Consider the following 23,059-nt stretch of genomic DNA (forward strand, 5'->3'; position numbering starts at 1 on the left):
GATGGTAGCGGGCCGCCCGCGTTCTGTCGCCGCGAGAGGATCCGGTCAGCTGCCCCGGGAGCCTTCGAGGTAACCCGCCAGCGCATTGGTGAGTCCGCGACGGGCCTCGTCGAGGTCGGCATAGGAACCGAGTTGGCGCTCGGAGACCAGACCGCGCATCGCGCCGGGGATCAGGGCGGCGACCTCGCGCAGTCGCTGGGGGTCGACGCCAAGATCGGCGAAGGCCGCGTGGCAGGTCATCAGCCAGCTCTTGCCCCAGGAATGCAGTTCCGCTGCGGTGCGCGGATACAGGCGTTCCAGTTCCCGGGGATCCCGGGGGAGCGCGGCCCGCAGGTTCTCGATCGCGCGGGAATCCGGTGCCGCCAGCCCGTCATAGAGGGTGTCGATGATCGCCGCGACGCGTTCCCGCAGCGGCGCTTCGGATTTCACGCTGCCGAACGCCGTCATCGCGGCGTCGCGGCGTTCGGCGGTGCGGTGTAGTACCGCGGCCCAGAATCCGTCGACGTCGCCGAACTGGTACTGCACCGCCCCCCAGGTGGCACCGCTCTCCTTGGCGATCCGGCTGGCCGAGACCGCACCGGGGTCGCCGGTGGCCAGCGAGCGCACGGCGGCATCCAGCATCGCCTCGCGGGTCGCCTGCCCCCGCTTGTTGGTGCGCCGCGTCTCCGGTTGAGCCATCCGCCGAATCCTAACAAAATTTCCATAGTGCCCACTATGATTCTGGCGTAGTCTGTTCACCGCAGAACGCACTCGCGCACGGAGAGGACACGTTGGCATGGCCAAACCGCCGTTGTCGATGAACCCGACAGGCTGGTTTCAAGTCGCCTGGTCGAACGAGATCGGCATCGGTGACGTCCACACGATGAAGTACTTCGGCCGGGAGATGATCGCCTGGCGGGCCGAGTCCGGCCACCTCACCGTGATGAACGCCTACTGCGAACACCTCGGCGCACACCTGGGTTACGGCGGCACCGTCTGCGGCGAGGTCCTGCAGTGCCCGTTCCACGGGTGGCAGTGGAACTCCCAGGGGCGCAACGTCTGCATTCCCTACCAGGACAAGCCCAACCGCGGTCGGCGCATCACCACCTATCCGGTCGTCGAACGAAACGAATCGGTCTACATCTGGAACGATGCGCACGGGCGCGAGCCGTTCTTCGACCCGCCGGACGTCTTCGCCGACTTCGACGACCGCACGGCCGCGGACTACTACCCGCAGCAGCGGCTGTTCCGGCAAGGGCTGGAGCTACACCCGCAGTACGTCCTGGAGAACGGCGTGGACTTCGCCCACTTCAAGTACGTACACAAGACCCCGATCGTGCCCGTCTTCACCCGACACGACTTCGCCGAGCCGGTCTCCTACGTCGACTTCACCATCACCTTCGAGGGCGACGACGGGCAGAAGATCGAAGACGTCAACAGCGGCGTGAACGCCATCAACGGCGGCTTGGGCATCGCGGTGACCAGGAGCTGGGGCATGATCGACAACCGCACCATCTCGGCGATCACACCGGTCGACGACTCCACCTCCGACGTCCGCTTCATGGTCTACATCGGCCGTTCACCGTCCGGCGACCCGGAACGCGCCGCAGCGCGCGGCGCCGACTTCGGCCGCGAGGTGATCCGCCAGTTCGAGCAGGACATCCACATCTGGTCGCATCAGCGCTACTCGGACCCGCCGGCCCTGGCGACCGCCGAATACGAGGGCTTCACCGCGATTCGCCAGTGGGCCAAACAGTTCTATCCCGACGGCATCGGCGGCAGCGCCGCCGAGGTCGCCGAACTCACCGCCCAGAAAGGTTCCACCGCATGAACGCAGCTGCTCCCGTCCGTGTCTTCCAGGTCGCCACCGGCAACGTCGGGACCGAGATGATCCGTCGGTTCGCCGCCAGGGATGACCTGGAACTGGTGGGCGTGCACTGCTATTCGCCCGACAAGATCGGGAAGGACACCGGAGAACTGGCCGGGATCGCCCCCAACGGCGTGATCGCGACCGGCAGCGTCGACGAGATCATCGCCGCCAAACCCGACGTCCTGACCTTTCACGGCGTCTTCCCCGACGAGGACCTCTACGTCACGATCCTGGAAGCGGGCATCAACATCGTCACCACCGCCGACTGGATCACCGGCTGGCACCGCGACACCAACCACCCGCACCCGTCGGGTAAACCGGTGACCCAACTGTTGGCGGAGGCCTGCGAGAAGGGCGGCGCGACCTTCTACGGAACCGGGATGAACCCGGGGCTCAACCAGATTCTGGGCGTGGTGTGTTCGGCCGACGTCGCCGAGATCGAGAACATCACCACCATCGAATCGGTCGACGTGTCGTGCCACCACTCCAAGGACACCTGGATCGAGGTCGGCTACGGCCAGTCGGTGGACGATCCGGAGATCCCGGCCAAGCTGGAGAAGTTCACCCGGGTCTTCGCCGACAGCGTGCTGATGATGGCCGACTGCTTCGACCTGACTCTCGACGAGGTGACGTTCGACTACGAACTGGGTGCGTGCACCAGGGATGTCGACCTGGGCTGGTACACCCTGCCCAAGGGTTCGTTGGGCGGCAGCTACATCAAGTACCAGGGCATGGTGGACGGCGTCCCGCGCGTCGAGACGCACCTGGAGTGGCAGATGACCCCGTTCACCCAACCGAACTGGAACATCAAGGGCTGCTACATCACCCGGGTCACCGGTGACCCGTGCGTCTACAACAAGCACATGATCTTCCCCAAGCCCGGCATCGACCTGTCCGACCCGGACAACTTCGCCTCCATCGGCATGACCGTGACCGGGCTCCCGGCCCTCAACGCGATCAAGTCGGTGGTGGCGGCACCGCCCGGCCTGTTGACCAGTGCCGACCTGCCGCTGCGCGGATTCGCCGGGCGTTTCCGGAAGTGACCGGCGCCGGGGTCGTCGCGGCCGCACGCGGCATGCGCGACGTGGTGGCGGCCGAAGCGGCCGCATGCGAGCAGGCCCGTACCCTGACCGACCCGGTCGTCGAGGAGATGTGGCGCACCGGGTTGCTGCCGGCGTTCAATCCGGTCGCCGCCGGCGGTGTCGAGCCGTCGTTCGCCGAGATGATCGAGACGTGGATCGAAATGGCCTGGCAGGACGGATCGTTCGGTTGGGTCGGCATCGCCAACATGCCGTCGTCGTTCGCCGCGGCGGCCTATCTGCCCGAGGAGGGCTTCGCCGAGGTGTTCGGCGGCGGCGACCAGCGCGTCACGCTCGGCGGCCAGTACTTTCCCAACGGCCAAGGCGTCGCGGTGGACGGCGGTTACCGGCTGAGCGGGGCGTGGAGCTTCGGCTCCGGCATCGGTCATTCGGCGTATGTGGCCGCGGGTTTCTTCCCGATGGACGACGGCGAGATGCGCTGGGCGGGTGAGGGGATACCCGACATGCAGGTGGCCGTCCTGCCGCGTGAACAGGTCTCGTTCGACGACGGCTGGCACGTCCAGGGTCTGAAGGGAACGGGTTCCTACGACTACAGCGTGCAGGACGTGTTCGTCCCGCAGTACCGGACGTTTCCGTTGTTCAGTCGCCGCCCGTCGCGGGGAGACTCACCGGCCGTCCGGATGGGCCTGATGCCGGTGACGGCCGCCGGACACGCGTCGTGGGCGCTCGGGGTGGCCAAGAGCATGCTCGACGACGTCACCGAACTGGCGGCCACCAAATACCGGATGAGCGACATGGCGTCGCTGGCCAGTCGACCCACTTTCCAGAAGGGACTGGCACACCACGTCGCCGCGTGGCGCGCCGCCCGACTGCTGGTGCTCGATGCCTTCACCACCGCCGAATCCGCCGTCGCCGCAGGCGAAGACCTGACGCCGGGATTACGGGCCGACATGCGGGTGGCCGCCGTCTACGCCACCGACACCGCCCGAGCCTGCGCGGAGTGGGCGCATCTGGTCGCCGGGACCTCGGCGATCCGCGAAGGCAGCCGGCTCGAGCGCGCATTCCGCGACATCTACACCGGTACCCAGCATGCCTTCATCAGCGAGAAGGTGGCCATCGACGCGGCCCAGATCTGGCTCGGGCTGATCGACGATCAGTTCGGGCTGTGAGCGGCCACTGAATCAGGGCAGCGGGGTGCCTGAACTGCCTTCGGCGGGAAGCGGCGTGCCCGAGCTGCCCTGCGGCGGAGCCGCGGGACCGGGGCGCGTGGAGTTGGTCGATGGGGTGCGGGCCGGTGCGGGCGCACGTTGGCTGCCGCTGTTGGCCGGGGCCTGCGTGGCGCCGCCGGTCTGCTGCGGCTGCGGTGCCGTCGCAGCGGGCTGGGGTGCGGGTGCCTCCCACCGGATCAGGTCGTTGCCGCCGATCTGGTACACCATGCTGTTCGGCGCATCGCCGGTCACGTCGAAGTAGACCTTGCCGCTGGTCTTCTGACCTTGGGCCAAGCCGGTCGGCACGATGCCCTGTGCGGTCGGCACGGTGAACAGTGCCTGGTAATTCTGGCCGCTGGCCGAGCGGGCACTGAGGTTGGCGACGATCGGGAAGACGGTGCCCTGGATGGCCTCGTCGGTGGCGGTGGCCTCCCACAGCGTGCCGCGCGGCTGGTAGGGGATCGTGTCGGAGCTGGGACGCAGATCGGCGATGGTCCAGCCGTGCACCCCCGGGCCTTCGGGCACGGTGCCCTGGGTGCCGAGCGGGTGGGTGACCGGCTCGGGGCCGTCCGCTGCAGCGACTGCGCCGCTCAAAATCCCGGTAGCGACAAGCGCCCCGGCAACCAGCGCGGTCGAGATGGACTTCATGGGTCTGGCTCCTCGGTTCGGCGACATCCCGGCGGCATTGGTACTGATGTACCGCAATGGTAACGGGCTTTCGACCAGGCTAGTTGAGAAACGAGTCCGGCCCGGCCGCCGCCGAGGCGGAGACCGGGCCGGACTGGCGTTTCGGGTGCTCGGTCAGTTCGATGCGGTGGCGGTGCCCGCAGCGCCGGCCGACGCCGTACCGGCGGCGGCGGGAACGGGCGTGCCCTGGCTGCCGGCGGGCACCGACACGCTGCCTTCCGACCCCGTCGCCGATGCGCTGGGGGCCTCCGCCGGCAGCGGCGTGCCCGAGCTGGGGGCTTCGGCGGGCAGCGGCGTGCCCGAGCTGCCGGCCGGAGCCGAGGCCTCGGACTGCGAGGTGCTACCGGGAGTCTGCTGCGACGACGGCGCCGGTTCGCTCGCCGGCGCCGACGCCTCCGCGCTGCCGGCGGTGGTCGACCCCTCGGCGCCGCTCGTACTGCCGGTGGTCTCCGAACCGCCGGTGGCCGGGGTCTCCGTACCCGTCGCGACCGCCGGGGTGCCGCCGGCTTCGGCGGGCAGCGGCGTGCCCTGGCTGCCGGCGGGCGCGGTGCTGCCGGTGGCCGGCGTGGTTCCGGCGGCCGCCGGTGCGCCCTGGGCACCCGACTGCGCCGGCTTCGGACTGGTGGCGGCCGGCGCCGAGGTCCGCGGTGAACCGGTGGCCGCCGGTGCCGACGAGCCCGCGGCCGGCGCCGGGGTCCAGATCAGCAGGTCCTTGCCGGCGCCCTGGTAGACCGCGCTGTCGGGGGCGTCACCGGTGACGTCGAAGTAGACCTTGCCGCTGGTCTGCTGGCCCTGAGCCAGGTTGGCCGGGTTCACACCCTGCGCGGTGGCCACGGTGAACAGTGCGGGATAGGTCTGACCGTTTGCGGAGCGCGCCCCGATGTTGGCGATCACCGGGGTGACGGTGCCCTGGATGGCCACGTCGGTGGCGGTGGCCTCCCACAGGGTGCCGCGCGGCTGGTAGGGGATCGCATCCGAGCTGGGGCGCAGGTTGCTGATGGTCCAGCCCTGGATCACCCCACCGTTGTCCAGCGTGGCCTGAGTGCCGATCGGATGGATCGAGGGGGCGGCGTCACCGACGTCGGCACCTGCGGCTGCGGCGGTGACGGCTCCGGCCGCGGCCAACGCGCCGGCTGCTACCACGGCAGTTGCGAAGAACTTCATTGTCAGGTCACTCCTCGGGGTCGATGGGGGCTCGCGGGTGATGCAGTGACTCAGGTCGCAAAATCCTAACGGATCGCACAACTATGTTTGTCCGTGTCGTCTGGATCGACGGTCAGGAGTGCGAACTCCACCACGTGTAGAACTGCTCCAGCGTCGGCGTGCTGCGTTCGGTCTGCAGGGTGCCGATCATCAAATTGGCATCGTTGGTCCAGACCAGCACCGGCGAACTCTGCCGCATCCCGCACAGCAGTGTCCCGGCGGTCTTGTCGGGGGCGGCGGCACGGTGCCACGCGCCGGGCGACTGGATGCGGCCGGGGCAGGTGACGACGTTGGTGGCCTGCACGGTGCTGTCGAAGCTGCGGCGCATCGCGCCGGCGTCGCCGAACAGTGCGTAGGTCGCCGCCGGCGGCCCGTCGACATCGACGTTGCGGCCACAGGTCAGCTGCGCGATAGCGCCGCCCGTCGGCGTGGTCGTGGTGCAGGCATCCTGCGGATATCCCGACGGCAGTAGTTTGCGCAGCCGGGCCTGGGCCTCGGCCGTCGACGCGGTGGTGGTGGGCCGACTCACCTCGGACGACTCCGTGCTATCGGTGCCGGCGGTCTGGTCCTCCGAGCCGGATCGGTTGGTGATCCAGGTGATCAGGCCGATCAATACGACTGCCGCGGCCGCGACCCGCAACAACAGCTTGCGTTTCGCGGGGTCGCGGTACAGGGGTTGACGGCGCAGCGGGCTGAACCAGTCGTCGGTGACCGTCGAGACCCGGGCGGCACCCGGGTGGGCGACGACCGGATCGGGCGCCGCCGGTCCGGCGGCCTGGATCGGTGCGGCCGCCTCGACGGGTGTGGCCGCCTCGACCGGCGCCGCGGGCGGAGGGACGTCAACCGGCGGGACCGGCGGGATGGGCTGTTCATCGGGAGGCGCTTCGGCCGGGGCGGGCTGCGCGCCGGCCGGCGACGGCTCGATCAACGGTCCGGTGGCCTGCTGACTGGCCTCGTAGATCTGCAGCGTGCGGTGCTGATCGGGTGCGCTGAGTGCTTGGTAGGCCGCCGTCGCGAGCTCCGCCGCGTTGGCATAACGCTCCTGCGGATCCTTGGCCATGCCTTTGGCGACGACGTCGTCGAACCCGGCCGGAATCGTCGCTCCGGCCAGGCTGGGCCGGGGGATGGGCTTGGACTGATGCGCATTGGCCAGCATTTTGAGACTGTCCGCGCGGTAGGGCGGCGAGCCCGTCAGACACTGGTAGAGCACGCACGCCAACGCGTAGACGTCGACGCTCGGCCCGAAGTCCTCGCCGGTGAACAACTCCGGTGCGGCGTACTTCCATCGGGCGCCCGCGTTCTCGGCGTCGGCCGCCTCGGCCCCGGGCGCGCCCGCCAACCCGAAATCGACCAGGTAGACGAAATCGTCACCGGTCAGCACGATGTTGCGCGGTTTGACGCCCCGGTGGATCACCCCGGCGTTGTGCGCGGCATCCAGCGCCGAGGCCGCCTGCCACACCAGGTTCACCGCTCGAGAAGGCGCCAACACGCCGTTGCGTTTCAGCACGGCGGCCAAGTCGTCCCCCTGGACCAGCGGCGTATCGATGAACACCTCGCCGTCGAGCTCACCGTAATCGCGGACCGGGACCACGTGCGGTTCCTGTACCCGCCCCACCACCAGCGCTTCGCGCTGCAGCCACTCGCGGAAAGCGGGATTCTGCCCCAACGCCGGTGCCAGCAGCTTGAGCGCGGCGGTGCGGTTCTTCTGGGTGTCGAACGCCTCGTACACCTCGCCGGTGGTACCGCGCCCCAACAACCGTTTGAGGAGGTAACGCCCCACGCGCGACCCAGCCCGCGAACCCGACGCGGTCTCGCCCATCACCGACTCCTCACGGAAATCCATGAACCCCGGCCACCGAACCACACGTCCGACGACATTGCCGCTAATGATTTCATCATCGAACCCGGCGGCAATCAGCCGGTCGCGCCAAGATCCGTCGAATTCGGTGCGGCCGGTGGGATCAGCGGCCGGTCAGGTTGCTGATCGTCATGATCTCCAGATTGCGGTAGGCGCGCCCGGTGGGCTGCACCAGATCGTGGAACCACACCTGCGGTTCTGCGGTGTACGGGTGGTCCCAGGAATCCCACGGCAGGTAGGTCTGGGTCCGGCCTGCGACGAATCCCCAGTTGTAGGCGCCCACTTTGTGGCGCTTCATGATCGGCAGTATCCCGTCGATGGTGTTGCCGCGGGTACGGGCCAGGTACTCGGTGCACATCATCGGCCGGCCGTACGGTGCCAACTCGGCGATGCGCTGGCTGAAGTCCGCCGGCTTGTCGTAGGAGTGGAACGTGATGACGTCGGACTGGTTCAGTTGAGTGTTGACGATCGTGCTGCCCCGTCGGGACGCTTCCCAGATACCGCTGGTGAGCGGTTGGCGGGCGTTGACCGACCGCGCCCAACTGAAGACCTGCGGGAGTAGGTCGCTGATCAGATCGAGTTTGTCGGAGCGTTCCACGCTGCTGTACTCGCGGGCCATGTTGTCCGGCTCGTTCCACAGGTCCCAGCCCAGCACCCGGTCGTCGTATCGGAACTGGCTCATCACACCGGTGACGTAGGAATGCAGGGTGGGGTAGTAGCTGCGGTCGCCGAGCCGATCGGCGCCCGGACTCTGCACCCAGCGTGAGTTGTGGATCCCGACCCGGGGCGCCTGCTGAGGCCCGGCTTTCGGATGCGGATCCCAACAGGAGTCGAAGAGCACGAACAGCGGTTTGATGCGATGCCGGGCGGCGACGGTGACGAACTGGGACAGCCGGTACTGGAAGCCCCGCTGGTCGGCCGCCCACAACTGGTCGTGCAGGAACACCCGCATGGTGTTGAAGCCGGCGGATCGGGCCCAGCCCAACTCGGCGTTGATCCGCGGCAGGTCGAAGGTGTCGGCCTGGAACATCTCCAACTGGTTGACCGCGGTCGAAGTGATGTAGTTGGCACCGACCGGCCAGCCCTGAGCCTGATACCAGCGATTCACCCGGTCGATCGACCATCGGCCGGGATCCGCGCCGGCCCGCGGGAGTCGGCTCAATGTCGAACCCGCCGTCAACAAGAGGGGCAGCCCCAGTGCCGTTCGACGTTTCACCAGGCGACCATAGCGCCCGGACCCGGTGGTCGGGCGACTGAACATGCGGACTGTGCCGGGCAATCGGGCGGACGCAGCAGCGGCAATACCCGCCACCTAGACTGCAGCGATACTGCTCGGTCCCATTTTCGTTGTCGGGAGGACGACTATGTCGCAACACCTGCAGGACAAAGTCGTCGTCGTCACCGGCGCCGGTGGCGGATTCGGCAAGCTGATCGCCGAGAAGTGCGCCGCGGGAGGAGCACGCGTCGTCGGAGTGGACATCGGCGCGCAGGCACTCGAGGACGTGTTCGACGGGATTCGCGAGGCGGGCGGGTCCGGCACCTATCAGGTCGCCGACGTCACCGACATGGACCAGATGAAAGCCGTCGTGCAGCACGCGGTGCAGACGTTCGGCGCGGTCGACGTGATCGTCAACAACGCCGGCGTGATGCCCCTGGCCTACTTCGCGGACCACGAAAAGGCGTGGCAACAGTGGCATCGCGCGATCGACATCAACATCAAGGGTGTGGTGAACGGCATCTCGGCCGTCTACGACCAGATGATCGAGCAGGGCCGCGGACACGTCGTCAACATCTCGTCCATCTACGGCAACGCCGGCGTGGCGGGATCGGGCGTCTACAGCGCCACCAAAGCCGCGGTGGCGGTGCTGTCGGACTCGCTGCGCAGCGAGGCCAAAGGCAAGATCAAGGTGACCACCGTCAAGCCGACCGGTGTGCTGGGCACCAACCTGGGCAAGGGGGTCGTCAACGGCGCCGCGATCATGGGCATCGTCGGTTCCCGCGGCGAGAGCTACATGCAGTCGGTCACCGCGTTCGCCCAGGGAAATCTCACCGCCGAGCAGACCGACATCGATTCGGTGCAGTACTGGCTGATCACGCCCGAAGATCTCGCCGAGGCGGTGGTGCATGTCATCGACCAGCCCTGGGGCATCAGCATCAGCGACATCACGGTGCGCGCGAGCGGCGAAGACTACATCTACTGACGCGGAGGGCCACGCGCGATGTCTCCCGGGTATCCTGGCACCGTTGCCGAGATCGCACCGCAGCGTCCGGCGGTTATCGTCGCCGAGACCGGGGAGATCCTCACCTACGGCCGCCTCGACGACCGCTCGCTGCGGTTCGCCCGGCACCTCTACGACGACGGGGTGCGGTCCGGCGATCACCTCGCGGTGCTCTGCGACAACCAGCCGCGGGCCATGGAGATCTACTGGGCCGCACTGCGTTCGGGCCTCTACGTCACGTTCATCAACTCCCATCTGAGCGCGGCCGAAGTCGCCTACATCGTTGAGGACTGCGGTGCGCAGACGTTCGTGGTCGCCGAGCGGTTCGCCACTGTCGCCGACGCGGTGGTATCCGCGGTTCCCGGCGTGGGGCGCCGGATCGCCCTGGGGGCGGTGCCCGGTTTCGACGACTACGAGGCGGTGATCGCATCCGCGTCGTCGCAGCCGTTGCCCGCGCAGCCCTGCGGGGCGGACATGTTGTATTCGTCGGGGACGACCGGTTTTCCCAAGGGGATCGAGGTACCGCTGCCGGATCGTGATGTCGACGAGCCGGGGGACCGGATCACCGGATTGTTCGCCGGGCCGATGGGACTCGATGCCGACTCGGTCTATCTGTCCCCGGCGCCGATCTACCATTCGGCGCCGCTGCGGTTCATGGCGATGGCGCACCGGGTCGGCGCGACCGTGGTGATGATGCGACGTTTCGACGCCGCGGCGGCGCTCGGCTTCATCGAGCAATACCGGGTCACCCACAGTCAATGGGTGCCGACGATGTTCGTCCGGATGCTCAAACTCGATCCGCGGGTCCGCGACTCCTACGATCTGTCGTCGCACCGGTGTGCGGTGCACGGTGCCGCGCCGTGCCCGGTCGAGGTCAAGCGCGCGATGATCGACTGGTGGGGGCCGATCCTGCTGGAGTACTACTCGTCCACCGAAGCCGCCGGCACGTCGATCATCGACAGCGGCGAGTGGCTGGCGCATCCCGGATCGGTCGGCAGACCGGTGCTGGGAGTTGCGCATATCTGCGATGACGACGGCGCCGAGGTAGCGACCGGAGAGGTCGGGACCATCTATTTCGAACGCGATACGGCGCCGTTCGAATACCACGGGGACCCGCAGCGCACCGCCGAAACCCGCCACCGGGACCACCCGAACTGGAGCACCACCGGTGACGTCGGCTACCTCGACGCCGACGGTTATCTGTATCTGACCGACCGCAAATCGTTCATGATCATCTCCGGCGGGGTGAACATCTATCCGCAGGAGATCGAGAACGCGCTGACGCTGCATCCCGCGGTGCACGACGTCGCCGTGATCGGCGTGCCGGATGAGGAGATGGGCGAATCGGTGCTGGCGGTGGTGCATCCGGTCGCCGACCTCGACGAGACCGAGGGGCTGGCAGCGTTGTTGGAGCAGTTCCTGCGGGAGCGCATCGCGCACTACAAGGTGCCGCGACGCTACGAGTTCAGCACCGACCTACCGCGGACGCCGACCGGAAAACTCATCAAGGGAAAGCTGCAGGAGCGTTATGCCTGACTGGGTTTCACCTGCCTACACCGAGGCCGAAGTGGCCCGCTATCACGCCGAGGGCTGGTGGTCGCAGACCACGCTCTCAGATGCGGTCCGCGACAATGCGCAGCGGTTTCCCGACCGTGAGGCGTACGTGGACTATCGCGGTGACGATCCGGGATCGGCGCTGACCTGGCGGGAATTCGACGCGGAGGCCGACGCGCTGGCGGCCCGCCTGGCCGGGGCGGGTGTGCGGCCCGGTGACCGGATTGCGGTGTGGCATAAGGATTCTTCTGCTATTCACGTACTGTTCGTGGCTCTGGAGCGGTGCGGTGCGGTGGTGGTGGGTATCGGCGCGCGGGCCGGGACCCGGGAGGTGACCGCGATCCTGGCTGCCGCCGGGGCGAAGCTGCTGATCGCCGACGAGCAGCGGTTCGAGACCGCGTCCAGCGGCCTGGGGGTCGAGGCGCTCGACATCGACACGCTGCGGTCTGGAGTCGAGGTCGGTGCGCCGGGGCCGGCGCTCGGCCCCGATGACGTATTCCTGATCAACTCGACGTCGGGCACCACCGGGCTGCCCAAGTGCGTGGTGCACACCCAGAACCGCTGGCATTACTTCCACCAGTTGGCGGTGGCCAACGGCCGGTTGAGTTCGCAGGACGTGTTCCTGCCGATCATCCCGACACCTTTCGGATTCGGTCTGTGGACCAGCCACACCACGCCGATTCATCTGGGGGTTACCGCGGTACTGCTGGAGCGGTTCAGCGCGGCGGCGACCTGCGCGGCGATCGAACGGCATAAGGTCACCGTATTGTGCTGTGTCAGCACGCAATTGACGATGATGATGGCAGACCCGGCGAGCCGGGAGTTCGACCTGAGCTCACTGCGGGTGGTGTTCACCGGTGGCGAGGCCCTGCCGTATCGGCCGGCCGCGGAGTTCGAGGAGCTCACCGGCGCGAAGATCCTGCAGTTCTACGGATCCAACGAGACCGGGTTGCTCAGCGCCACCACGCTGGCCGACCCGCTGGAGCGGCGGCTGCGCTCCGGCGGGCGGATCGTGCCGGAGATGGCGGTGCGACTGTTCGGCGGGGACGACGGCGACACCGACGTGACCGACAGCGGCCGCGGGCAGCCCGCGTGCCGGGGACCGGCCACCAGCCTCGGGTATCTGAACGGCGTCGATCACGACAAGCTGTTCACCCCCGACGGCTGGATGCGGATGGGCGACATCTGCGAGATCGACGCCGACGGCTATCTGAGCGTCACCGGCCGCACCTCGGATTTCATCCTGCGCGGCGGAAAGAACATCAGTGCGGCCCAGGTCGAGGACGCGGTGATGTCGCACCCGGCGATCGCGGTGGCCGCCGCGGTGCCGATGCGTGACGAGGTGTTCGGCGAGAAGGTCTGCGTCTATGTGGAACTGGTCGGCGGACGCACCGTCGACCTGCCGGGACTTGCCGAGCATCTGCTGGGACTCGGGGTGTCCAAGGAGCTGCTGCCCGAGCGCCTGGTCGTGCTCGAGGAGCTACCCCGCTCGTCGGGCGGGAAGATCGCCAAAGGCCGGTTGCGGGAACTCAGCGGATATTCTTCTCATTCGTAGCCCTCGTAGACCTGGGACGGGCCGTCGGGGGTGATCAGGTAGCCGACCGTGGCGATGTGCACCTCGCCGACCGGGTCGAGTTCGCGGTAGCCGCCGAACAGTTCCACGTCATCGCCGCTCAGCCCCACCCGGAAGCCGCCCCACAGGTAGGGGACCGGGAACCACAGTTGCCTGCCGGGTAGCTCGTGCAGCACCTCGACCGGGGGATAGCGGAACATCTGGCGCAGGTCGGCGCCGCGGAAGAGATGCTCGATCAAACCGTCGAGGACCGCGGCGAGTTGGTCGTCGAGCGCGGTGATCCGGTCGCGGTCCAGCGGACTCTGCGGCGGTTTGAGCACCTCCAATAGTTCGGCCGGTCGGCCGTGTTCGACCGCGAGGTCATAGGCGGTCCGCCCGGCGGCATCCGGTTGACTGCGCAGTGCTCCCCGCTCGATCAGCCACGATGCGACCTCGGTTGGGGCTCCGTTCCAGCCGGCCTGGTGCAGCACCGACAGCCAGGTCTTTCCCTCCGGCCGCCAGTACTTGATGTCGACGACGTGATCGCCCCGGTCGAGCTCGCGGATCACCTTGCGCCACTTGCCGCGCTTGGCCGCGTCGGCCAGATACAGCGCAGCCTGGGCCTGCCGGTTACCGACCAGCGAGCGGTCCAGCACGCCCGGCCACAGCGGCGCATTGTTGCGGATCTCGGTGTAGGTGGTCACCGTGTCATCCTCTCGCGTGGTGGGTGGGGTTTCCTGTGGCCCCGCTAGGGGTCTTCTTCTTCGTCGTTGTCGGGGGGTTTGTCGAGGAGTTCTTCGGGGTGGTGGAGGTGGTTGATTGCTGGTGGGGTGGTGCCGTCGGTCCAGGCGAGGCGGCCTTGGTCGGTGACTTGGGTGTGGAGTTGGCCTTGGGTGGTGGTGGTGTGGTCGCAGCCGCAGGCGAAGTGGAGTTGGTCGGGGTTGGTTTGGCCGCCGTTGTTCCAGTCGGGGGTGTGGTGGACTTCGCAGTGGTAGCCGGGGGCGGGGCAGCCCGGTCGGGTGCAGCCGCGGTCGCGGGCGTGGCAGATGATGCGGTGGTCGAGGGTGGCGAGGCGTTTGCTACGGCCGAGGTAGAGGGGTCGGTTGGAGTGGTCGTCGAAGACGGCGAGGTAGTGGATGGAGTCGGCGGCCATGGTGATCAGGTCGCGCAGGGGGAGGCGGCTGCCGCCGCCGGTGGTCGCGGGGCCGGGCATGGGAATGGCGGGGTTGGTGGTGGCGTGGAGGGCTTGGTTGAGTTCGGCCAGGGTGGTGGTGGCGATGACGGTGACGGGCACGCCGCGGTGGGTGCCCAACTCCCCGGAGGCGATGCCGGCGCGGAGGGTGAGTTTGAGGGCGTCGTGGTTGCGTTGGCCGTTGGACCGTAGGTCGGGCCCGGTGGTGTCGAGGCCGTCGGGTTGGCGGTGGCCGGGGCGGACGGCGGCGAGGGCGGTTTCGAGGTAGGCGCGGGTTTCGGGGTCGAGGCAGCCGGTGAGGGTGCTCATGCCGTCGGGGCCTTGGCGGCCGAGGTTCAGGGTGCGGCGTCGTGCCCGGTCGTGGTCGGTGTAGGTGCCGTCGGGGTTGAGGTGGTCGGCGATGCGCTGGCCGGCGATTCTGACGAAGTCGGCGTCGTGTTCGCGGCCGTGGTGGACGAGGGTGTGTTCGGCGCGGTCGCGGTCGGCGGGTGTGACGGTGGTGGGTAGGTGGTCGAGGGTGGTGGTGATGGTTTTGAGGTGGTCGTCGCCGAGGTGTCCTTCTTCGATGGCGGTGGCCAGGTGGGGTAGTTCGGGTGGGCGTGGTGGTCCGGTGAGATTGCGGCGGGGGCGGATGCGGGCGGCGATGCGGATGCGGCGGCGGAGTTCGGCGCGGGGGATGCGCAGTTTCTGCCAGAGCAAGTCGAGGGTGGCGGTGCTGGTGGGTTGGTCGGGGCCGTCGGTGGGGTCGGCGATTTCGCCGAGGATGCGGTAGGACAGGCCGCGGTTGGTCCGGTGTTGGGTTTCGAGGCGTTCGGCGACTTCGATGCGGAAGGTGTTGCCGACGATGTCGGTGTTCAGGGCGCGTAGTCGGGCGTGGGCGGTGTCGATGCGGTCCAGTTCGGTGCGGACCGCGGCGCGGGCGGTCTCGGCGGGGGTGAGGACCTGTTCAGCCATGACCCCAACGTATCGAACAAACGTGCGATAGATGGGTGTCGAACCCCGGCCTGTGGATCAAACAGGCAACTGGGGATAAACCGACCTCAGAGAACCGGCGCGGCAGATATCGCCAACCGTGCTGGGGTATGGCAGATGAGTTGATGACGACCTTTTGAAGGTGCGCCGGCACCGATAGTTAAGGGCTGTAGGGGCAACCGTTCGCCCTACACCGATCACGCGCCGCGTGGCCCGGACCAGCTCTTCGGCGACGCCGACGTGACCGGCATCGTAGACATCCTCCGGACCGTCAAAAGCCACGCCGTGCCGCACCCGGGAACTGTCGGCGGTGTTCGGTAGGGTCGCTGCCCGTGACTTCGAGCTCAACCCTCAAACCGGTGAATGCCCGCCTCGCCGACGAACTGGCGGTGGCCGAACGGCAGGTCGCGGCCGCCGTCGCGCTGCTCGACGAGGGGGCGACGGTGCCGTTCATCGCCCGCTACCGCAAGGAGGTCACCGGCAGCCTCGACGACGGCCAGCTGCGCACCCTCGAAGAAAGGCTGCGTTACCTGCGCGAACTCGATGAGCGCCGGAACGCCGTGCTGTCCTCGATCGAAGAACAGGGCAAGCTCACCGACGAACTGCGCAATGCCTTGATCCAGGCCGACACCAAGGCCCGCGTCGAAGACATCTACCTGCCCTACAAGCCCAAGCGTCGCACCAAGGCGCAGATCGCCCGGGAAGCCGGCCTGGAGCCGCTGGCCGAGCGCTTGCTGGCCGACCCGAGCCTGGACCCGCAACAGCTGGCCGCCGAATATCTCGGCGAAGAGGTCGCCGATGCTGCCGCCGCACTCGAAGGCGCCCGCGCCATCCTGGTCGAACGCGCCGCCGAGGACGCCGAACTGGTGGGCGCGGTCCGGGAGAAGTTCTGGTCGTGCGGTTCGCTCAAGACTATGCCGCGGTCGGAAGAAGCCGCGAAAAGTCCAGCGGCACAGAAATTCCGGGACTACTTCGAGTTCGGGGAAGCGCTGGAGACCATGCCGTCGCACCGGGTGCTGGCAGTGCTGCGCGGCGAGAAGGAAGACGCCTTGGCGCTGTCCTTCGACGGCGGCGACGATGCGCCCTACCAGGCGATGGTCGCCGACTCGCTCGGTGTGGACATGACCGCTCCGGGCGCGGCCACCCCCTGGCTGGCCGGCACCGTGCGCTGGGCGTGGGACACCCGGCTGGCGTTCTCGGCCGCCGTCGACGCCCGGATGCGACTGCGGCAACGCGCCGAGGCCGACGCGGTGGCGGTGTTCGCCAAGAACCTCAAAGACCTGCTGCTGGCCGCCCCGGCGGGCAACCGCACCACGCTCGGCCTGGACCCGGGCTTCCGTACCGGGGTGAAGGTCGCCGTCGTCGACGGCACCGGCAAGGTGGTCGACACCTGCGCGATCTTCCCGCACCAACCCCAGAAGCAGTGGGATCAGGCCAAGGCCACCTTGGCCGCGCTGGTCGCCCGCCACGGTGTGGACCTGATCGCCGTCGGCAACGGCACCGCATCACGCGAGACCGACGCGCTGGCCGCCGAACTGATCGCCGACATCAAGGCCGCCGGGGCCCCCGCCCCGACCAAGGCGATGGTCAGCGAGGCCGGCGCATCGGTGTACTCGGCCTCGGCATATGCCGCCCACGAACTGCCCGACCTGGACGTCACGCTGCGCGGCGCGGTGTCGATCGCACGCCGGCTGCAGGACCCGCTGGCCGAACTGGTCAAGATCGAACCCAAGTCGATCGGCGTCGGCCAGTACCAGCACGACGTCACGCCCGGCACCCTGGCCCGCAGCCTCGACGCGGTGGTCGAAGACGCCGTGAACGCCGTCGGCGTGGACCTCAACACCGCTTCGGCACCGCTGCTGGCCAAGGTCTCCGGGGTCTCCGAATCGCTGGCCGAGGCGATCGTGGCGCACCGCGACCAGACCGGTCCGTTCCGCAACCGAGCCGCCCTGCTCGACGTTCCGCGATTGGGGCCCAAGGCATTCGAGCAGTGCGCCGGCTTCCTGCGTATTCGCGACGGCGACGACCCGCTGGATTCCTCGGGCGTGCACCCCGAGGCCTACCCGGTGGTCCGGCGCATCCTGGATCGCTCCGGAGTGGAACTGGCCGAGATCATCGGCGACGAACGGCTGTTGCGGTCGCTGCAGCCCGGCGACTTCGCCGACGACCGGTTCGGTGTGCCGACGGTGACCGACATCCTCGCCGAGTTGGAGAAGCCGGGACGCGACCCGCGGCCGGCGTTCTCCACCGCGACGTTCGCCACCGGCGTGGAGAAGGTGGCCGACCTCAAGGTCGGCATGGTGCTCGAGGGCGTGGTGACCAACGTCGCCGCCTTCGGAGCCTTCGTCGACGTCGGGGTGCACCAGGACGGCCTGGTGCACGTCTCGGCGATGGCCGACCGGTTCGTCTCCGACCCGCACGAGGTGGTCAAGTCCGGCCAGGTGGTGAAGGTGCGGGTGGTCGACGTCGACGTGGACCGCCAACGCATCGGCCTGTCCCTGCGGTTGAACGACAAGCCGGGGGCGAAACCCGCCCGCGGGTCGGCGGCCAAACCCGCTGCACGCGGCGACGGCGACAAGCAGAATCGGGGGCGGCGTCCGGGCAACAATGCCGGACGCCGGGATTCGGCCCCGGCAGGCGGGTCGATGGCTCAGGCGCTGCGTGACGCCGGATTTGGGAGGTAGGGACCGATGGGCACGGTAGAGACCGACGCTGCGCGCAGGTTCGCCGACATCGTCGGCGCGACCGGACTGTTGACCGGCGACCAGATCGGCCCCGACTACGCCCATGACGAGGCACTGGTGGGGACACCGGTCCTGCCCGGCTATGTCGCCCGCCCGGAGAACGCCGAGCAGGTCGCGGCGCTGCTGGCCGCGGCGACCGCGGCCAAGATTCCGGTCACCGCACGGGGTTCCGGCACCGGGATGTCCGCCGGTGCCCGGCCGTGCCCCGGCGGTCTGCTGATCTCCTTCGAGCGGATGGCGGCGATCCTGGAGATCGACACCGAGAACCAGGTCGCCGTCGTGCAACCCGGGGTCACGCTGGCCGACCTCGATGCCGCCACCGCGGACGTCGGGCTGATGTACACCGTCTTCCCGGGTGAGTTGTCCGCCAGCGTCGGCGGCAACGTCGGCACCAACGCCGGTGGCATGCGCGCGGTCAAATACGGTGTGACCCGCCACAACGTGCTCGGGTTGCAGGCCGCACTGCCGACCGGTGAACTGATCCGCACCGGCGGCCGCATCACCAAGCTGTCCACCGGCTACGACCTGACCCAACTGATCATCGGCTCGGAGGGAACCTGCGCGCTGGCCACCGAGGTCACCGTCCGGCTCTACCCGCGGCTGGGGCACTCGGCCACCCTGCTGGCGCCGTTCCCGGATCTGCCCGCGATCATGCGTGCCGTGCCGTCGGTGGTGCGCAGCGGGGTGGACCCGGTGATCCTGGAATACGTCGACAAGCTCACGCTGGCCGCGATCAGCTACTCGCAGAACCTCAACCTGGGCATTCCCGACGAGGTCCGGGAAACCGCCGAGGCGCACCTGGTGGTGGGGGTGGAGAACCGCGACCGGGAACGGCTCGACGGCGACGTGACCATGCTGGGCGAGCTGCTCGGCGAACTCGGCGCCCTCGATGTGTATGTGCTGGAGGGCAACTCGGCGCATGCCCTGATCGAAGCCCGGGAGAAGGCGTTCTGGACGGCCAAGGCCGCCGGTGCCCACGACGTCATCGACGTGGTGGTGCCGCGGGCCAGCATGCACCGGTTCCTCACCGCGGCGCAGGAACTCGCGCAGGGTGCGGGCGCCGGGGTGGTCGGTTGCGGCCACGCCGGTGACGGCAACGTGCACCTGGCGGTGTTCTGCGCCGACGACGAGGTCCGGCACCGACTGCTGCACGACATCTTCGCGGCGGCGATGGACCTGGGTGGCGCCATCTCCGGTGAGCACGGCCTGGGACGGGTGAAGACCGAGCATTTCCTGGAACTGGAGGACCCGGCCAAGATCGCGCTCATGCGCCGGATCAAGGAAGCCTTCGACCCGGCCGGAATCCTCAATCCCGGCGTGCTTCTATAGGCAGCGAGCGTCCGTCTCTATCTCGGTGCCCGGCAAGAAAGGCAAGCACATGACCAACGGAGCCCAGGCCCTGATATCCACCCTGGTGGACAGCGGGGTGCAGGTCTGCTTCGCCAACCCCGGTACCTCCGAGATGCATTTCGTGGCGGCACTGGATTCGGTGCCACAGATGCGCGGGGTGCTGTGCCTGTTCGAAGGCGTGGTGACCGGCGCCGCCGACGGCTACGCACGGGTAGCGCAGAAGCCCGCCGCGACCCTGCTGCACCTGGGGCCCGGGCTCGGCAACGGCCTGGCCAACCTGCACAACGCCCGCCGCGCCCACGTGCCGGTGGTCAACGTGATCGGCGACCACGCGACGTATCACAAAAAGTACGACGCCCCACTGGAATCCGACATCGAACCGTTGACCGACTGGACGCACGGCTGGGTACGCCGCACCGGTGAGGGCAGTGACGTCGGGCGGGACGCCGCCGAAGCGGTGGCCGCATCCATGGCCAGTCCGGCGCAGGTCGCCAACCTGATCCTGCCCGCCGACATCTCCTGGGACGAGGGCGCACAGTCCGCGGCTCCGGTCGAACCGATCCCCGCGGCGGCCCCCGACGCACAAGCCGTCGCGGAGATCGCGGCGGTGCTGCGCAGCGGGGAGTCGGTGGCGATCCTGATCGGCGGCCCGGCCGTCGCCGACGTGCGCGCACTGGAGGCCACCGACCGGATCGCCGCCGCGACGGGTGCCCGCGCGCTGGTGGAGACCTTCCCCGCCCGCGTCGTGCGCGGTGCCGGTGTGCCGGCCATCGACCGGCTCGGCTACCTGGCCGAACAGGCCGCATTCCAACTCGACGGGATCAAGCACCTGGTGGTGGCCGGAACCCGAGCCCCGGTGTCGTTCTTCGCCTACCCCGGCAAGCCCAGCGACCTGGTTCCCGAAGGTGCCACCGTGCACAATCTCGCCGGCCTGGAGAGCGACGTGGTGGCGGCCCTGCAGCAGCTCGCCGACGCGGTGGCCCCCGACGTGCAGCCGCGGCCCGCCCCCGCGGCCGTCCCAGAACTGCCGAGTGGCCAGCTCACCCCGCAGAACTGGGTGCAGGTGATCGGGGCGCTGCTGCCCGACGACGCGATCATCTCCGACGAGTCCAACACCTCCGGCCTGATGCTGCCAGCAGCCACCGCCGGCGCACCGCGGCACGACGTGCTCACGCTCACCGGCGGGGCGATCGGGCAGGGCCTGCCGGTGGCACTGGGGGCGGCCGTGGCCGCGCCGGACCGACCGGTGATCGCACTACAGGCCGACGGCAGCGCCGCCTACACCATCTCCGCGCTGTGGACGATGGCGCGCGAAAACCTCAACGTGACCACGGTGCTGATCAACAACAGCTCGTATGCGATCCTGCGCCTGGAACTGGCCCGGGTCGGAGCCGAGGGCGGAGGTCCCAAAGCGAACGACCTACTGGATCTGTCGCGGCCGAACATGGACTTCGCGAAGATCGCCGAAGGATTCGGGGTGCCGGCCACGGTCGCCACCACCTGCGACGAACTCGCCGAACAGTTCCGCCGGGCCGTGGCCGAGCCGGGCCCGCACCTGATCGACGCCCGGATCCCGACCCTGTTCTGACCGGGCACCCGGTTCCGGCCGGGCGGGTCAGCCCGCGGTCTTCGCCGCCGTCACCCGGTCGGCGGCGAATGCGGCGGCCTCGATGGCCTTGCCGTCCTGCACATACATCAGATGCGGCACGACGCTGCCCGCGTCTTCGCAGTAGATGTCGCCGGCCAGGCAGAAGTCGATGGCCTTCGGACGGTAGGTCGAGGAGAGGACCGGCAGCGGACCGCCCCACAGTGAGGTGGAGTACGGACTCGACGGGGGGCCGAACAGTGCCACCGCGACGACGTGGTCGGCGACTCGGGCCGGCAGCGCGTTACTGGACATGGCGATGACGCTGGCGCCCTGGGAGTACCCGCCGAGCACGAGTTTGGTGTTCGGGCAGTTGGCGACGGTGCTCTGGATGTGCGCGGAGGCGTCGCTCTCACCGAGCACCGCACTGTTGTGGTAATCGGTGCTCGCCGGGTACTCGACCGGGTACACGCTGATGTCGCGGTCGGGCAACTGCTCCCTGAGCGAGTTGACGAAGGCCTCACCGACGTCTCCGAGGCCGACGGGCTGGCCGGAACCGCGGGCGAACACCACCTCGGTGTCCGGGCAGGGGTCTGCGGAGGCCGTCGGCACGGCCACCGGCGCCGCTACGAGCGTTCCCGTCAACATGACGGCGGCGGCGAATGTGCGAACGGTGTAGGGCAGATTCATCCTTGAATGCTGACATGCCCCGACCCCGCCACCGGTCTTCGGGTCGCGGTTCAGCAAACCGCAAAGGCGGTGTTGTGCGCCGAACATCGAGGTTAAAGGCGGTTTGCCGCGTACGCCGCACCTTCGTCGGCGATGCCGCCGTAGGCGTCGGGCGCGTGTGCGGCGAAGTTCAGTCCCTCCGAGCAGACCGGGTCCTCGGGGGCGCACAGTTGGATGGTCTTGGCGGAGTAGGCGGGGCCGATGCTCACCGGCGGCTGGCCGAGGAAGTTCATCGCCCGCTCGTTCGGGGTGCCGAAGAGCACCACGGCCGCGACGTGATCGGCGACCTCGGGGGGCATCGGCCGAGGTACGTCGTTGCCGTCCACCCCGTCCGGGATGGTGTCGGCGGTGGTGAAACCCATCACCGCGGCACCCTGGGAGAAGCCGCTGAGGACCATCTTGGTCTTGGGGCAGTTGGCGGCGGTCGCCTCGATATGGGCGGCCGCGTCGCGGATGCCCTGGATGCCGGTCGGCCAGTCATTGGTGGCCGGGTAATTGACCGGGTACGCCTCCACGGAGCGCTCCGGCAGTCGGGCCCGCAGGGCGTCGACGAAAGCTTGCCCGGTCTCGCCGAGGCCGGGCGCCTCGTCGGTACCTCTAGCAAACACAACTTCGGCATCCGGGCAGGGGTCTGCGGAGGCGGTGGACGGGGTGACGATGGTGCTGTGCAGCAGCCAGGTCAGTGCTAGCGCAACACCGAGGGGGCGAAAAATCCGACGTGCGTTCACCGGTCCATGGTGGCATAACAAACCTGTGCGATGCAGTAGACACACCTGGCAGTGACCCTATTCGCAGAATCATGACGATCTGCGCGACCGTTCGCTGAGCAGACCATAGCCGCGGTCTGAGTCGTCACTGAGATCCGGCCCGGTGGGTCGACGGCGACCCATGGGGCAGCCTGCCGTGGCAGGCGCACGGTTACCGGTCGATGTCCGTCGAGCAAACTTTCGGCCGGACGGCGGCCGGCAGTGCGGGCACCGGGATCCCCGCCGATGCCGCGGGCGTGCCGACCGGCACGTCACAGAGCCAACCGATCCGTGCCCTGTCGACCACCGAGCCTGTGGCGCCGCACGCGCGCGACAGCGGACCGGTGATGGAACGGGCGTCCTCGTAGACGAAAACGGCGAGCAGACCGACCGCGCCGAATGCGGCGACGAACGGCTACGGGCTCATCGGGACACGGGATCTGGCGCGCTTCCGCGCCCGCATACGAACCGACGTCAGCGGGATCCGATTGCCGTGGGCGTGCGGTCGCCGCCGCACCAATGGTGCTGCAATGCCGGGTATATCGGGGATTGGTCGATAAAATTGCGACGA

General features: G+C 68.6%; 19 protein-coding genes. 10 read left to right on the plus strand and 9 right to left on the minus strand.

Annotation, left to right across the window (positions count from 1 at the left end; genetic code table 11):
* Nucleotides 1-45: 45 nt before the first annotated feature.
* Nucleotides 46-678: a TetR/AcrR family transcriptional regulator gene (locus tag RCP38_RS07235; RefSeq protein WP_308476434.1), complete on the minus strand. Its 633-nt coding sequence runs from the start codon at nt 676-678 to the stop codon at nt 46-48.
* A 97-nt stretch (nt 679-775) separates the two neighbouring features.
* Here RCP38_RS07235 and RCP38_RS07240 point away from each other — a divergent pair, with 97 nt between their 5' ends.
* The 3 genes from RCP38_RS07240 to RCP38_RS07250 are packed head-to-tail and all read left to right on the plus strand — an operon-like array spanning nt 776 to nt 4,058.
* On the plus strand, nt 776-1,810 hold the full coding sequence (locus RCP38_RS07240; protein ID WP_308476435.1) for a Rieske 2Fe-2S domain-containing protein: 1,035 nt from the start codon (nt 776-778) through the stop codon (nt 1,808-1,810).
* Nucleotides 1,807-2,892 (plus strand): NAD(P)H-dependent amine dehydrogenase family protein, encoded by a 1,086-nt coding sequence (locus tag RCP38_RS07245; RefSeq protein ID WP_308476436.1) that lies wholly within the window; start codon nt 1,807-1,809, stop codon nt 2,890-2,892. The genes RCP38_RS07240 and RCP38_RS07245 overlap by 4 nt, the downstream gene beginning before the upstream one ends.
* Before the next feature lie 32 nt (nt 2,893-2,924).
* Nucleotides 2,925-4,058, plus strand: a complete 1,134-nt coding sequence (locus RCP38_RS07250) for an acyl-CoA dehydrogenase family protein (RefSeq protein ID WP_308477106.1) — start codon at nt 2,925-2,927, stop codon at nt 4,056-4,058.
* 12 nt (nt 4,059-4,070) lie between these two features.
* On the opposite strand, the gene RCP38_RS07255 is transcribed toward RCP38_RS07250, so the two are convergent.
* From RCP38_RS07255 to RCP38_RS07270, 4 genes are all read right to left on the minus strand, one after another.
* On the minus strand, nt 4,071-4,745 hold the full coding sequence (locus RCP38_RS07255; RefSeq protein ID WP_308476437.1) for an MPT63 family protein: 675 nt from the start codon (nt 4,743-4,745) through the stop codon (nt 4,071-4,073).
* Between the two features lie 153 nt (nt 4,746-4,898).
* Nucleotides 4,899-5,948 (minus strand): DUF1942 domain-containing protein, encoded by a 1,050-nt coding sequence (locus RCP38_RS07260; protein ID WP_308476438.1) that lies wholly within the window; start codon nt 5,946-5,948, stop codon nt 4,899-4,901.
* Nucleotides 5,949-6,060: 112 nt separating this feature from the next.
* Nucleotides 6,061-7,830 (minus strand): serine/threonine-protein kinase, encoded by a 1,770-nt coding sequence (locus RCP38_RS07265; RefSeq protein WP_308476439.1) that lies wholly within the window; start codon nt 7,828-7,830, stop codon nt 6,061-6,063.
* A 118-nt stretch (nt 7,831-7,948) separates the two neighbouring features.
* Nucleotides 7,949-9,061 carry a glycoside hydrolase 5 family protein gene (locus RCP38_RS07270; protein ID WP_308476440.1) on the minus strand — a complete coding sequence of 371 codons (1,113 nt, stop codon included), beginning with the start codon at nt 9,059-9,061 and terminating at the stop codon, nt 7,949-7,951.
* 148 nt (nt 9,062-9,209) lie between these two features.
* Between RCP38_RS07270 and RCP38_RS07275 the strand changes: the two genes are divergently transcribed.
* The 3 genes from RCP38_RS07275 to RCP38_RS07285 are packed head-to-tail and all read left to right on the plus strand — an operon-like array spanning nt 9,210 to nt 13,173.
* Nucleotides 9,210-10,046 carry an SDR family oxidoreductase gene (locus RCP38_RS07275; RefSeq protein WP_308476441.1) on the plus strand — a complete coding sequence of 279 codons (837 nt, stop codon included), beginning with the start codon at nt 9,210-9,212 and terminating at the stop codon, nt 10,044-10,046.
* An 18-nt stretch (nt 10,047-10,064) separates the two neighbouring features.
* The gene (locus tag RCP38_RS07280) at nt 10,065-11,600 is read left to right on the plus strand and encodes an acyl-CoA synthetase (RefSeq protein WP_308476442.1); all 1,536 of its coding nucleotides are present in this window, start codon (nt 10,065-10,067) and stop codon (nt 11,598-11,600) included.
* Nucleotides 11,593-13,173: a class I adenylate-forming enzyme family protein gene (locus RCP38_RS07285; RefSeq protein ID WP_308476443.1), complete on the plus strand. Its 1,581-nt coding sequence runs from the start codon at nt 11,593-11,595 to the stop codon at nt 13,171-13,173. The genes RCP38_RS07280 and RCP38_RS07285 overlap by 8 nt, the downstream gene beginning before the upstream one ends.
* On the opposite strand, the gene RCP38_RS07290 is transcribed toward RCP38_RS07285, so the two are convergent.
* The gene (locus RCP38_RS07290) at nt 13,164-13,874 is read right to left on the minus strand and encodes an ankryin (RefSeq protein WP_308476444.1); all 711 of its coding nucleotides are present in this window, start codon (nt 13,872-13,874) and stop codon (nt 13,164-13,166) included. The two genes, RCP38_RS07285 and RCP38_RS07290, sit on opposite strands and share 10 nt — an antisense overlap.
* 44 nt (nt 13,875-13,918) lie before the next feature.
* Nucleotides 13,919-15,316: an HNH endonuclease signature motif containing protein gene (locus RCP38_RS07295; protein WP_308476445.1), complete on the minus strand. Its 1,398-nt coding sequence runs from the start codon at nt 15,314-15,316 to the stop codon at nt 13,919-13,921.
* 350 nt (nt 15,317-15,666) lie between these two features.
* On the opposite strand from RCP38_RS07295, the gene RCP38_RS07300 reads away from it, so the two are divergent.
* From RCP38_RS07300 to RCP38_RS07310, 3 genes are read left to right on the plus strand one after another with little or no spacing between them, the layout of a single operon-like run.
* Nucleotides 15,667-18,018 carry a Tex family protein gene (locus tag RCP38_RS07300; RefSeq protein WP_308476446.1) on the plus strand — a complete coding sequence of 784 codons (2,352 nt, stop codon included), beginning with the start codon at nt 15,667-15,669 and terminating at the stop codon, nt 18,016-18,018.
* A gap of 6 nt (nt 18,019-18,024) precedes the next feature.
* A complete protein-coding gene (locus RCP38_RS07305) occupies nt 18,025-19,407 on the plus strand; it encodes an FAD-binding oxidoreductase (RefSeq protein ID WP_308476447.1) in 1,383 nt (460 codons plus the stop codon).
* Between the two features lie 49 nt (nt 19,408-19,456).
* Complete coding sequence (locus RCP38_RS07310) at nt 19,457-21,016, plus strand: acetolactate synthase large subunit (RefSeq protein WP_308476448.1); 1,560 nt, start codon at nt 19,457-19,459, stop codon at nt 21,014-21,016.
* Between the two features lie 27 nt (nt 21,017-21,043).
* Here the strand turns inward: RCP38_RS07310 and RCP38_RS07315 are convergent, their stop codons facing one another.
* Both RCP38_RS07315 and RCP38_RS07320 read right to left on the minus strand, forming a co-directional pair.
* Nucleotides 21,044-21,703 (minus strand): cutinase family protein, encoded by a 660-nt coding sequence (locus RCP38_RS07315; RefSeq protein ID WP_308476449.1) that lies wholly within the window; start codon nt 21,701-21,703, stop codon nt 21,044-21,046.
* A gap of 92 nt (nt 21,704-21,795) precedes the next feature.
* Nucleotides 21,796-22,470: a cutinase family protein gene (locus RCP38_RS07320; protein ID WP_373692459.1), complete on the minus strand. Its 675-nt coding sequence runs from the start codon at nt 22,468-22,470 to the stop codon at nt 21,796-21,798.
* Nucleotides 22,471-22,670: 200 nt separating this feature from the next.
* On the opposite strand from RCP38_RS07320, the gene RCP38_RS07325 reads away from it, so the two are divergent.
* On the plus strand, nt 22,671-22,856 hold the full coding sequence (locus RCP38_RS07325) for a hypothetical protein (protein ID WP_308476450.1): 186 nt from the start codon (nt 22,671-22,673) through the stop codon (nt 22,854-22,856).
* Nucleotides 22,857-23,059: the final 203 nt, after the last annotated feature.

It is taken from the genome of Mycolicibacter sp. MU0083 (assembly GCF_963378075.1).
In the GTDB taxonomy this organism is placed as follows: domain Bacteria; phylum Actinomycetota; class Actinomycetes; order Mycobacteriales; family Mycobacteriaceae; genus Mycobacterium; species Mycobacterium kokjensenii.

Coding starts and splice junctions, on each gene's coding strand:
- RCP38_RS07310 (WP_308476448.1), top strand. CDS start 19,457: ATGACCAACGGAGCCCAGGCCCTGATATCCACCCTGGTGGACAGCGGG.
- RCP38_RS07285 (WP_308476443.1), top strand. CDS start 11,593: ATGCCTGACTGGGTTTCACCTGCCTACACCGAGGCCGAAGTGGCCCGC.
- RCP38_RS07235 (WP_308476434.1), bottom strand. CDS start 678: ATGGCTCAACCGGAGACGCGGCGCACCAACAAGCGGGGGCAGGCGACC.
- RCP38_RS07325 (WP_308476450.1), top strand. CDS start 22,671: ATGTCCGTCGAGCAAACTTTCGGCCGGACGGCGGCCGGCAGTGCGGGC.
- RCP38_RS07275 (WP_308476441.1), top strand. CDS start 9,210: ATGTCGCAACACCTGCAGGACAAAGTCGTCGTCGTCACCGGCGCCGGT.
- RCP38_RS07240 (WP_308476435.1), top strand. CDS start 776: ATGGCCAAACCGCCGTTGTCGATGAACCCGACAGGCTGGTTTCAAGTC.
- RCP38_RS07305 (WP_308476447.1), top strand. CDS start 18,025: ATGGGCACGGTAGAGACCGACGCTGCGCGCAGGTTCGCCGACATCGTC.
- RCP38_RS07245 (WP_308476436.1), top strand. CDS start 1,807: ATGAACGCAGCTGCTCCCGTCCGTGTCTTCCAGGTCGCCACCGGCAAC.
- RCP38_RS07260 (WP_308476438.1), bottom strand. CDS start 5,948: ATGAAGTTCTTCGCAACTGCCGTGGTAGCAGCCGGCGCGTTGGCCGCG.
- RCP38_RS07265 (WP_308476439.1), bottom strand. CDS start 7,830: ATGGATTTCCGTGAGGAGTCGGTGATGGGCGAGACCGCGTCGGGTTCG.
- RCP38_RS07250 (WP_308477106.1), top strand. CDS start 2,925: ATGCGCGACGTGGTGGCGGCCGAAGCGGCCGCATGCGAGCAGGCCCGT.
- RCP38_RS07315 (WP_308476449.1), bottom strand. CDS start 21,703: ATGAATCTGCCCTACACCGTTCGCACATTCGCCGCCGCCGTCATGTTG.
- RCP38_RS07280 (WP_308476442.1), top strand. CDS start 10,065: ATGTCTCCCGGGTATCCTGGCACCGTTGCCGAGATCGCACCGCAGCGT.
- RCP38_RS07295 (WP_308476445.1), bottom strand. CDS start 15,316: ATGGCTGAACAGGTCCTCACCCCCGCCGAGACCGCCCGCGCCGCGGTC.
- RCP38_RS07255 (WP_308476437.1), bottom strand. CDS start 4,745: ATGAAGTCCATCTCGACCGCGCTGGTTGCCGGGGCGCTTGTCGCTACC.